10 protein-coding genes and 1 pseudogene are annotated in these 11070 nt (G+C 61.3%); 4 read left to right on the forward strand and 7 right to left on the reverse strand.

The window, feature by feature from the left end:
* Positions 1-11 precede the first annotated feature (11 nt).
* Together LNV23_RS00690 and LNV23_RS00695 are read right to left on the reverse strand one after the other, a co-directional pair.
* Positions 12-1202, reverse strand: a complete 1191-nt coding sequence (locus LNV23_RS00690) for a cell wall hydrolase (RefSeq protein WP_263561176.1) — start codon at positions 1200-1202, stop codon at positions 12-14.
* Positions 1189-2787, reverse strand: coding sequence for a hypothetical protein (locus LNV23_RS00695; protein WP_263561177.1), 1599 nt, complete (start codon positions 2785-2787; stop codon positions 1189-1191). Before LNV23_RS00695 ends, LNV23_RS00690 begins: the two co-directional genes overlap by 14 nt.
* Before the next feature lie 1029 nt (positions 2788-3816).
* Between LNV23_RS00695 and LNV23_RS00700 the strand changes: the two genes are divergently transcribed.
* The 4 genes from LNV23_RS00700 (at position 3817) to LNV23_RS24015 (ending at position 6051) form a co-directional block, all read left to right on the forward strand.
* Positions 3817-4677, forward strand: coding sequence for a hypothetical protein (locus LNV23_RS00700; protein ID WP_263561178.1), 861 nt, complete (start codon positions 3817-3819; stop codon positions 4675-4677).
* Between the two features lie 25 nt (positions 4678-4702).
* A complete protein-coding gene (locus LNV23_RS00705; protein ID WP_263561179.1) occupies positions 4703-5146 on the forward strand; it encodes a hypothetical protein in 444 nt (147 codons plus the stop codon).
* Positions 5147-5311: 165 nt separating this feature from the next.
* A complete protein-coding gene (locus LNV23_RS00710) occupies positions 5312-5608 on the forward strand; it encodes a helix-turn-helix transcriptional regulator (protein WP_263561180.1) in 297 nt (98 codons plus the stop codon).
* Positions 5609-5661: 53 nt separating this feature from the next.
* A complete protein-coding gene (locus LNV23_RS24015) occupies positions 5662-6051 on the forward strand; it encodes a helix-turn-helix transcriptional regulator (protein WP_411910522.1) in 390 nt (129 codons plus the stop codon).
* Positions 6052-6298: 247 nt separating this feature from the next.
* On the opposite strand, the gene LNV23_RS00715 is transcribed toward LNV23_RS24015, so the two are convergent.
* The 5 genes and pseudogenes from LNV23_RS00715 to LNV23_RS00730 all read right to left on the reverse strand — a co-directional run bounded on the left by LNV23_RS00715 (position 6299) and on the right by LNV23_RS00730 (position 11063).
* On the reverse strand, positions 6299-6730 hold the full coding sequence (locus LNV23_RS00715) for an NlpC/P60 family protein (protein ID WP_263561181.1): 432 nt from the start codon (positions 6728-6730) through the stop codon (positions 6299-6301).
* Positions 6731-7269: 539 nt separating this feature from the next.
* Positions 7270-7596, reverse strand: coding sequence for a hypothetical protein (locus tag LNV23_RS00720; protein ID WP_263561182.1), 327 nt, complete (start codon positions 7594-7596; stop codon positions 7270-7272).
* A 112-nt stretch (positions 7597-7708) separates the two neighbouring features.
* Positions 7709-8533: a glycoside hydrolase family 75 protein gene (locus LNV23_RS00725; RefSeq protein ID WP_263561183.1), complete on the reverse strand. Its 825-nt coding sequence runs from the start codon at positions 8531-8533 to the stop codon at positions 7709-7711.
* A gap of 392 nt (positions 8534-8925) precedes the next feature.
* A pseudogene (locus tag LNV23_RS24020) lies at positions 8926-9153 on the reverse strand (peptide-N-glycosidase F-related protein); the annotation flags it as partial.
* A 101-nt stretch (positions 9154-9254) separates the two neighbouring features.
* Positions 9255-11063, reverse strand: coding sequence for a PNGase F N-terminal domain-containing protein (locus tag LNV23_RS00730; RefSeq protein ID WP_263561184.1), 1809 nt, complete (start codon positions 11061-11063; stop codon positions 9255-9257).
* Between the last annotated feature and the right edge of the window lie 7 nt (positions 11064-11070).

The raw sequence follows: 11070 nt of genomic DNA on the forward strand, positions 1-11070 counted from the left end.
GCAGTGTCCTGTCAGGCGATGTTGCGGTAGAAGATGTGGTGACCGATGCGCGCGCATTCGGTCGCGCCCGATGCTCGCGCCCACGCTGGCCGTGGCAAGGAGGCCGCGTGGTAGTGCGTGGCCCCGTGCGTGGGGTCGTTCAAAAGGCGGGCCGGCTCGGGCTGTGCCAGCAACTCGGCTGACAGCTGCTGGGCCAATGCGAAGAGGGCATCCGCTTCGGTGACGACCACGAGTTGGGGCCGGTTCGGGTCGTTGTCGTTCCAGCAGCTGAACTGCCAGGCCTTGAGGCAGACCGCGTCCACCGTGCCCCCCCACCAGCGCCTGGCCGCGCAGCGGTTGAGCACGACATGGCCGACGGCAGCCATGCCGGTGCGGGCGTCGGGTTCGCCGCGTGCTTCACCCCACATCGTTCGGGCCATCACGTCGCAGTCGTGTTGCGTCTGGGGCGAGGAAGCTGCGGCCACCTGCGGTGCCTCGGGGGGCGCGGCGCGCCCCTCGTCGGGCGCCAGCAAGGCTTGACCCCGCAGCACCAGGTCGCAACCGCTCCAAGCGAGCACGCGGTCGATGGGCGTGACGATGGCATTGCCGTCGCTGCCTTCAGGGGCCCGTCCGACGAGCAGGCCCACGAGGCGCTGCCGCAGGTCCCAGACCGGGGCGCCGCTGTCGCCGGGGAGGCTGCCTCTGTCGATCTCGCAGCACAGCACGTCCGACAGGCTGTAGCGGATAGGTGGGTCGCCCACCTCCACGTCGGTGTCGATGCGGGCGCGGACCCGTCCAGCGAGCCGGTGGTGGCGGGTGAGCAGCCGCACCTCGTCGCCCGGCCGGGCGTCCGCCCAACCGAGGGGCCAAGGCAGGTCGTCGGCGATCAAGCCGAGCGCCGCCTCATCCAGCGTGAGCAGGCCCGCGTCCAGGCGCACCCGTCGATCCCGCCGCGTCAGGTCGGGCGACCAGCTGTGAGCGCGGCCATACAGCACGGTCGCGTCCCGGTCCAGGGAGGTCAGGCTCACCCGGTCGCCAAACTCGGCCTGGGGGTCGCCACCGAGCACATGACCTGCCGTGAGCCCGAACAGCACGGGGCGGCTGCTGCCGACCCCGATGGTGCGCAGCACAGCCGTGAGCGTGCCTTGCCCCACGGAGTGATCGAGGTTCTCTGGACGCAGCCACGCATGGGCACGGCCGGCGGCGGCCTCAGGCGCCTTCACTGCAGGCTCCGTTCATGACCTTCACGAAGGCGGCAGACGGCACCTGCTCCAGGTCGACGTTGTCAATCTTGAACTTGCTGCCGCTCAGGCAGGCCTTGAGGGCCTTGGACACCGCCTGGGCGCTGGGCGGCAGGGTCTTCAGCCCCAGCGCCGCTGCCATGACCACGAGCGGTACCTTGCCCGCATCCACGGTCGCATCGGCGGCCGTGCTGGCTGTGGCCGTGACGGCCTTGACCGACACCTCGCGCGTCAGCTTGCCGCCGCCATCGGTGAAGGTCAGCGTGATCGTGCTGCCAGGCTCGGTGTTGGCCGGCATCTTGAAAGTGAAAGAACCGTCCAGGTTGCGAGTCAGGCCCTCCACGGCCTTGGCCTGTGACGACCCAGTTCCGCCCGACACATTGAAGTTCTGACTCGCCCCGGGCGCCAGTTCCAGCTCACTCACATCTGGAGAGAGGGTGAGCACGGCGCCGGCCGAGGACTGTCCGCAACGTTCGAGTGGCGTACGCGTCAGGCGCAGCCGCTGATTGAGACTTTCGAGCTGGCCCGTGATTTGATCGCCCGTCTCCAGCGCTGCCTCGATGGCCTCACGTGCCTTTTTGAGTAGATCCACGGGCGGGTCGTCGTACACGTGCGCCCGAACCTTCGGACTCCTCGAACCCGGGCCGGCCGCGTAGGCTTCGGCAGCGGCGCTCGCGGCCGATGCCGGAGCCGCGGGCTTGAAGGCCGGTGCCGCGCTGAGTGTGAAGGCGGTGCCCCGCATAGCCTGGGCAGCCTTGAGCACGGCTGCTGCGTCGGGCTCGGTCTTTAGCACCTCGCGGGCCACGGAGAGTTGGGTGTCCACCGTCACCTGCCGCAGGGCATTGCCGGCATTGCCGAACACCACCACCTGCTTTTGCGCTTGCGCGATGAGGGCGTGCAGGTGCCGGCGCTGCGCCTGGAGCTGCCCGATCATGTGCCCGATGTCCGGGCTCGGCCGCCTTTCCAGGGTGGTGGCGTCTCGCCCTGCGCAGGCGGCCAACTCGCGCGTGCGCTGGGCGAGGCGGTCGTTGTAGGCGCGCAGGCGGTCTGGGTCGGTCCCGGCGGGCTTGGCAGGCAGGGGCGGCGTCGGGCTTGGGCAGGTCGACTTCCGCTCGGGCTCGGTGATCACACGGGTCACGTTCCTTGCGGTCAACTGTTCGATCAGGCCGCTCAAATTCCGGGACTGCATCTCGGCCGCCACGATCCGCCCTGCCAAGCTGTTGTCCGGTTCGCTCAAGGGCGTGAGGGAGGTCAGGAAACCCGGCGGCAGCACATAGGGCCGGCTGGCGGCCACCGCACAATTGAGCGTCTCGACACCGGCCAAGTAGGCCAGCTGGCGCGGCTTGGATGTCATCGTCGTGGAGTAGGCGTACAGCCCTGACCCCAGAACACCCATGGCTGCCAGATCCCTGCTGTTGGGATGCGTCACACCCTTGAGAAGCGCTAGGGCCGAAAGCGAGATCAGCGCTGCACTTGAGCCAGCATTCAGGCCGGAGTGATCGAGGACGGCCTTCACGTACAGGCGCTGCAGGGCTTCGGCCTGCTGGATGGAGGTCTCGACCGGCAACTGAGGCGGGTTGGCAGGTGGCTCGGAGGCCGCGGGCGCTGAAGGGGTCACCGTCACGGCGTTGTCGCCGTAGGTGTGCGTGGTCGGGGGTGGCGGTGGGGCCAGCTCCTGCGAAAACACCTGGGGCTGTAGCGTGCTGCACGAGGCCACACTCACAGCGCAGAGCAGTGCAATGGCACGCTGGGCAGCAAGCCGATAGTCTGCCTCGAAAGCCTGTTTTGAATGGTGCATGGCCCCTCCCGCGCTGGCTCGCCACTGGCGGCGAGAGCAAAGCGTGAGGGTGTATCACGACGATTCCTAAAGGACCTCATCAGTCCTGTGGACATGCTCGCCCCCACGGGCTTGCAACCTCTCCGACCCCAGCCACCGAATAGACGAACTGCTGCCGCATGGCTGGCAGCCAGCCTGGCGCTGGGACCGACCACGCAGTGGGTGGTGCTCGAGAACGTCTGCTCAGGTGCCGGCCAAAGTGCCGGGCATCAAACCGTGAAGGTCGCACTCCCCCACCAACACCCCCTACACACTTCGGGAGCTGAAGCTCGTCCCCTCGCGCGGCCCCTGAGGAATTCGCACCCTCAAGCGTGGGGTCCGTCAAGCGTGCAGCAAGACTCGGGGTCAGGCATTGGATCTCAAGGTCTGACCCTGCACCTGGATGACGCCGCACGAGTACCGAGTTCGGGCCAACTGAGGTTTGACGAGGGTCAGGTCTTGCCTTCGGATTCAAGGCCTGACCCTCAGTCCTCGGTCCTCTCGACTCACGCCATAGGTTCCGATCTTCTTCGGTCTTTGGAGTCTGAGGATCTGTGACCAGGTCGCCGTCGCCCAGTGTCTGTACTCCGCGGGCGCCGCAGGTGTTGCATCGAAATGGTGATTTAGGCGCCGCCGACCCATGACTCGCCACTTCCATTGCGCTGCAAGTCGCTCCCTTGACCACATGAGAGGCGAAGTGCCTACCGACTCGGTGGGAGAATCGTTGCATGGAGCTGCCTCCGGCCCTCTGTTTGAAGTCCAGAAAACACATTTTCTCCTATGAAAACGAGCGCCCGCGCACTAAATTTTTTACTGCTGAGCTGCGTAAGCTGCGTGTCGGTTGCACAAGGATCTGAGCGGCTTTCCTTGGCACCTCTTGCTGGGCGAAATATCGAAGGGACGATTACATCCATTAGCAAAGCGGAAGAGTATGTCGTCACAGATTCAGCAAACTCGGCGACTACGTCTGAGCCTGGTTTTGAGGATGCCCTGAAGTCCAGTTCAATGAAGACGGTCCTCAACTACCGTTGCAACACCGCACCAGGGCCGGATGCAATGCACGTTCGTGTAGCTTGCAACATCACCACGACAAACTGGATCAAGCCCGCCGGACCACACCCTTGGGACCAATCCGGCCAAAGCAAGGTGATGGTTGCTGACGCGCTTTACGACATCGCTTCATCGACCTATCAGGTGCAGACTTATGACGGCGTAAAGACCGCAGGAATGGCAACGGCCAACATGCTGGCAGCCATGCACGGGATTGCGAGTGTCCCGAAGGCGCTGGAGCAGGTTTCCCTTGTGCCAGGCGAAACGAGTCACTTTGATCTAAAGATTCCTTTAGGCAATGACACTCACAAAGCGCAGGTTCTCAGTCGGGTTGTCACTTTGTCAGAAGCCACTGCGACCGTGCAATCCAGTACCACGCTAACCCCGGAGGCATTGGACCTGGCAGCTGACAAAGGCTTGGTCATTGAATACAAGGGAGATTCGACCAGCACATTTCGTCGCGACGACGGCATCTTGCTCTCAGCGAAGGCACGGATGAAATTTCGGATGCAGTTGGGCCTGCAGTCGGTCACCGGCAAGCGAGTGGAGATGCGGTTCACTTCCGACATCACTCAAGCCCACATTGAATGAACGGGTTAAGAACGGAGCCGCATCCATGGCACTGACGAAGAAGGGCGAGTTCTGGTACGGGACGACCTCGGGCGACACCCAAGCCGAGCTGCGCAGCTACAGCGTCGCGAATCGCCACGAGGCCACTCGCTTTGCCGCATCCAAATGCAGCAGTTGCGGCTGCCGGACCTTCGCGCTGCAGAGCGATGAAGAAGCCGGCGTGGCCATCCGCACCTGCACCGACTGCGGGTTAGAGCACCTGATGGGCGACAGCGCCGACCACCTGGAAGGATCAGAACCCGAGACGCACGAGTGCGTGTGCGAGAACGAAGTGTTCGAGCTGATGTCCGGCGTCTCCGTGGTCGAGGGCACCCACAAAGTGCGCTGGTACTACATCGGCTGCCACTGCGTGGAATGCAATCTGGTCGGGGTCTTCGCCGACTGGCCGTGTGAAGCGGACGACGCGGTGGCCTTTCTCGCCAAGGTGTGAAGAACGGCCCACCCAACCCGGGGTCAGGCTCGCGGGCTCGGGATCACCTGAGGCTTAGAGTCAGGGCTCAAGCTTCAAGCCCTTGCTTGAGCACGACCTGACCCTCTCGCGCTGGAACGCCAGCATGGCCGCCCGCCGCCCTGGCTGCTGCAATGCAGGGAGGCCTTGCGGGATGACAGCCAGTACACCGTGGGCAACCATGGCCTGTGCACGCTGGCGCGGGAGCTGGGCCGGCACCCCGTCTACCTGGCGCAGGCCTTCCGCAGCCATTTCCGCTGCTCACCCGGCGACTTCGCGCGCCAGCACCGCCTGCAGCGGGCCGCCAAGCTGCTGGCACACAGCCGCCTCAGCCTCAGCGAGGTGGCCCAGGACTGCGGCTTCTTCGACCAGCCCCATCTGAGCCGCAGCTTCCGGGCGCGTTTTGGGGCGACGCCGGGTGAGTACCGGGTTCGGGCGGGGTGAAGAACGGCGAGGGTCAGGTTTTGCCTTGAAGTTTAAGGCCTGACCCTCGGCCTGTGCTCGCGGCCGATGCGCCAGCAGCCGAGGCAGGCTCAATCCGCGAGGCGTCAAGCGCAAGATCAGCCCGTATCCAATTCGCCATCGCGGGGCGGCCCTGCATCGTTCTCATACGCCGGTGCCGAAGATGCGTATCTGAACAGTATTGGATTTATGGTCTGACCCCGGCTCTCCTAGCGCGGGCCTTCCGCAGCCACTTCCGCTGCTCACACGGAGAGTTTTCGCGCCAGCACCGCCCGCAGCGCGCCGCGAAGCTGCTGGCACACAGCCGCCTCAACCTCAGCGCTGTGACCCAGGACTGCGGCTTCTTCGACCAGCCTCATCTGAGCCGCAGCTTCCAGGGGCGTTTCGGGATGACGCCGCGTAAGTACCGGGTTCGGGCGGGTTGAAGATCGCTGAGGGTCAGGTCTTGCCTTCAAGTTTAAGGCCTGGCCCTCAGCCCTACTGACCCTCAGCGCCCTGCTCCTCAGCACCGCTGCAAGGTCTGACCCACAGCCACCTGGGAATGCAGTCTTGAGTGAAGAGGAGAAATGCTCGCTCTTGCGGTGCAGGGGCGTGTGTTTGCCACTTGACGGGGCGGCTAATGGGTGCCCCTGCACCGAATGGGTGGTCCGGACCCGATCGTCAAAGGAATGCTCAATACGCGAGGCCAGGAATTAGGCCGGCATGCGTCCAGCCCCGCTTATCAACAGTGAAAACGCCGACCCCCCACTTTTCGCTCCGAGCTTCAATTGTCATGCCGTTGCCCAAGCTCATTGCAACATGTGCTTGATCGGGGCGAACCGTACCAAAAGGGGATCCCTGAAAAATGAACAGCAATGCACCTGCTTGAATAAGGCCACGCTCAACTGAAATAGTTGGAGCCTTTGAGTAGCAGTGCTGGTATTGATTCCACGAACCGTCTGGCATCGTCGGAGTGATGCTTAGTCTAGCGCACCCCCATTTAATGAGTTCCGAACAATCGAAAGCATCCGGATCCGAATCCAAGGAGCTCACGTCGACACCGAATTTGTAGCGATCGCCTTTTTGGCTAAGAAGTATCTTCACAAGATCAATAACCCTGACCATGGCTTCTCCGATACGTTGTGAGGCGATGATTCATTGAGCTCGTCGATTCCACAATGTGCACACTGGCCACAGCTGCTGAAATCGAACCAATGTCTAGATGACCACGCCAACTTGTGATGACAGGGCACTCCGTAGAGATTTAGTCCCCGCGCCAGACCTGAGGACTCAACATCAAACTAGCAAATAATATAGGATTGCTATTTAATATTTTTGACGGCCTCGACCGTGCGGTCGACGATCTTATTACATGCCACAAATAGATCCGAAAGCCCCACTTGTTTTGCTGAACATTCATCTAGCTTTCGCTTTGTATCTGCAAGAGATGCCACCAGAGCGGACTCTCTCACATTTGGATCTTGTGAATTCAGCACAATTTCCGCATAACTGCGATCTGGCTCCTTACACGTTGCGACGATGTCCGAAGGCGGCTCGCATCGAACCGCAATAGGAACATAGGTTTGGCAGCCGACCAGAAGAAGTGTCAGAGAAATTGCGAAATATACTCTCATTGCATCTCCAGTTGATAGTTAATTCTCGGCTTACTTCAGGCCAAAAATAGTTACGAGCACAGCATTGTTAGCCTGCTGACAAAAAGTGGTTGTTGAGCCTTCCCTGCACTTAGCCTTTGCTTTATCTAGCAGCGGTGCAATTTCGGCAGTCCATTTAATTTGAGCTGATTCAATTTTCTTGTTGTACTCCATCTCAACTCGGGCAACTTCACCCTTCACGTCGTGAAGCGCGCGTGTTGTCTCCTCGCGCATGGCTGCTCTGATCGCTTCCAACTCTTTGCCCTTTTCGTGACCACCCCAAAAATAGCTGCCAACACAAAGAAAGGCTGTGGCGATAATTGCTGCAATGACATTCATATGCTTTATCCTGGGTTGACTTGGAGTGATTGCTATTGGGGCTAGAGAATGCCTTTTGGTGAGCATTGACACGGAATCGGAGTTGCTTCAACATTTAAAATGCCTTGGCGCATCACTTGGCGCACGCCTGCAATTGTGTAAGGCCGCCGAATTCCTGCAGTGCCGCTGCTCCTTCTTCTTGAATTTCTATATTCCAGGCATCTAGGTCTGTCTGTGGTGCGGCAGTCCTTTCTGGGAAGATTGCCATTAAGACTGAATCCTCTATACGTCCCTTTGCTCGTTTAACACCTTTAATGCGCACAATCGGCATACCCCCAATATCTTGGTGCAGTTTTATTGAGGCCTCGCCTAGTTTTCCGCTGTCAGCAAATACTGCGAATGCATACGTGTTTGTTTTTTTTCGATAAACAACTGCAAGTGTCCCAGGCCTTACTTTGTACTTGTAAACAAACTTGGAAGGCAAAACAATATAAGGAATCTTCAGTGCATCCACGTATTGTCGTTGTGTTCCTGAAGGGGCTCCAGAAATGCTAACTGACGTTGTACTGATGTAGGCCTTCCCTTGGAAAGGGTCGCCTGCTCCCTGAATCATGGGCTTATTATTTGAATCTGTCTGGAAGCCAAAAATTTTAACTCCACTATAGTTCCCGGATGATCTTGCCAGCGACCAAGCGGCATTGCATTTCTTTTGCCAGTCGTGCGGGTTTGATTCTGGTGTAATTCTCTTGCCGCTTTCCATAGCAAGGATACCGTCACAGGTGTACGACAGTCCTTTTCCATCTAATAGATAGGAGTTGGGCGCACCATCTGCATCCACATTCAGCTTGCTTGATTTGAGTAAGACTGTTTTACCTTCGGTCCATACCGTGCCATACCCCGGTGGATTTGCGCAAGTCCGACCTGCAGATGGCAGCGGCACAAATGCCATGGCTGTCATCGACATAGCTAGAAGGTCTCGAAGATCCAATTTAGCCTCCAGCGCAATGAGGTGGGTACTTTGTGGGGCCTAACAGTGTTTTCGGTCGACTTACCTCCCGCGAGGCGCAGCGGCTGCCTCCCCAGACATTCAGCCAGGGCAAGCAGCCAAGTCACGGCCGTGCTCGTGCCGATCCGTAAGTTCTCGGAGTTTGTACCACGCGCTTGTAACCACCAATACCCTCAGACCCTGGACGTGACTTTGCACCTTTTCCAGGCCAAGGGCCAAGGGGCCAAGGGGCCAAGGGGTCACAAAGGTCCAAGGAAAGGGCCAAGGGGGCACGCCTACAATTTCAAGGCAAGACCTGCCCCTTTCTCGCCGAGGCGAGCACAAACGGCAGGGCATCGGTCACCTCACTCCCCCACCAACACCCCCGCCCCATTCCAGAAGCTGAAGCTCATTCCCTCGCGTGGTCCTTGCGGAATCTGCACTGTCATCTGGTGCCGTCCGGCTTTGAGGTTACCCAGGTCGATGTAGATCGGGTTAGTCGCCGTGCCGGGGCACCAGTTGGGGCGGCTGATGCCGCACGAGGACAGGCCGTCGTTGAAATTGCCGGAGGCCGGTTTGAAGAGGCGGAAGGCGCCGCAGTCCTCGAGCCGCGAGGGTCAGGCCTTGAACTTCAGGGCAACACCTGACCCCATACCGACCAGAGGCGTACAGCAGGCCAGAGCCATAAGTCCCCTCACTCCCCCACCAACACCCCCGACACATTCCAAGAGCTGAAGCTCGTCCCCTCGCGCGGCCCCTGGGGAATCCGCACCGTCATCCAGTGCCGTCCGGCTTTGAGGTGACCGAGGTCGATGTAGATCGGATTGGTCGCCGTGCCGGGGCACCAGTTGGAGCGGCTGATGTCAGACGAGGACAGGCCGTCGTTGAAATTGCCGGAAGCGGGGTTGAAGAGGCGATACGCGCCGCAGTCCTGGCGCCAGGGCACGAAGGAGAACACCTCTTTGCCATTCAACAGGATGGTGTTCTTCTTGGGCACGAACTCGTCGCCATTGGTCCAGCCGCCGTGGCCGGTGCTGATGTAGCGCAGGCGGGCGTTCTTGAGCGGGCGGTCGAGGGTGAAATCCACCTCCAAACCCTTGGGCTTGTCGAACATGGTGGCGTAGTCCTGCTCGGCCATCTCCATCACATTGGTGGTGTTGAACAGCGGGATCAGGCGCGATGCCGATGCGGACGCAGAAGCAGCAGGCGCTGGTCCGGTGCTGGGGCTCACCGGCTTCGAGTACATGGCGGTGGCGGCGTCGCTCGGGTGAATGGTGAGGTTGAGGTCCAGCTTGTGGCCGCCCTTGTCGTAGTTGCCGATGAACACGCCCAGGGCCAGGGTCTGGCCCGAGAGGCGCTGGGCCAGATCGGTGATGTCCATGCGGTAGGGCGCGGCCTCGTGCCAGGTCTTGCCCTTGAGCTGCAGGTGGTTGTAGTGCTTGACGCCAAAGGGCGTGAAGAAACGCATCAGCTCGATCAGGGGCGCATAGTCCTCGGTGGCGACCACGCCGCGGTAGGTCCGGTCATTGCCGTTCTGATAGGCCGGCAAGGCGGCCACGCCGCGCTGCAGGCCGTCCAGGAAGGTGCGCGTGGCCTTCTTTCCCTTCTCTGGCTCCTTCGTGCCCAGCGGGATCACAAAGACCGAGCCGGTGCGGTCATACGCATCGCCGTTCGAGCGGGCGAGAAGATCCACAAACACCTGGCTGCCCGGCGCGATCTCGGGCAGCTGCACGGTCTTGAGCACCACTGTACCGTTTGCGTAACGGGTCACGCCCTCGCGTGGCTCGCGGTCCTCGCCCGAGAAGTTGACGATCTGGTCCTGGAACACCGGAATGGTGGTGAAGCGGCTGCGCCAGACGCGATCTTTGTAGCTGAGGCCGTCGAGCAGCGGCGCGGCCTCAACCTTCCCACCCTGCGCCATCTCGGCCAGATCCAGGCCCTGGAAGGGCTCGATCTGCGTGGCGCTGATGACGAAGTTGCCGTTGCGCACCAGCTCCAGCACCAGGCCCAGCTGGTGGCCCAGCACGGTGGGCGCGCCGGCCGCGGGCAGCTCGGTCGTGTACCAGAGCTCGATGGTGTTGGAGTTCACCACCGTCTTGGCCTTTTTGCAGCGGTAGCCGAGGATGGTGCGCGTCTCCTCGCTGAACTCGTAGCTTTGCTTGGGCAGCGATTCGCGGTCCAGGGTGGCGATGCCCTCCCCTGGGCTCAGGCGCGCCAGCTGCAGCAGCTCTTGCGCGGCGGGCTTGATGAACTGCTGCTCGAAGGGAAAGCCGGCCTTGCCGGCCAGGATGGCCTCGGAGCTGATCAAGGCCTCGCCCTTGGCGGCGAACACCCAGATCGGGTCCTGGCCTTCGACCGGCTTGCCGTTGTAGCTGCGCTGGTAGCGCAGCTTCCAACCCTCGGTGGGCGCGGCCAGCACCAGGCTGGGCGCCAGGGCTGCCAGTGCGGCCAGCAGAACGCCGGCCAGGCGGGCTTTGTTGAAGATCAGGCGTGTCGTGCGCATCGTTGTC

Source organism: Kinneretia sp. DJ1R-11 (assembly GCF_025717595.1).
Lineage (GTDB): Bacteria > Pseudomonadota > Gammaproteobacteria > Burkholderiales > Burkholderiaceae_C > Paucibacter_A.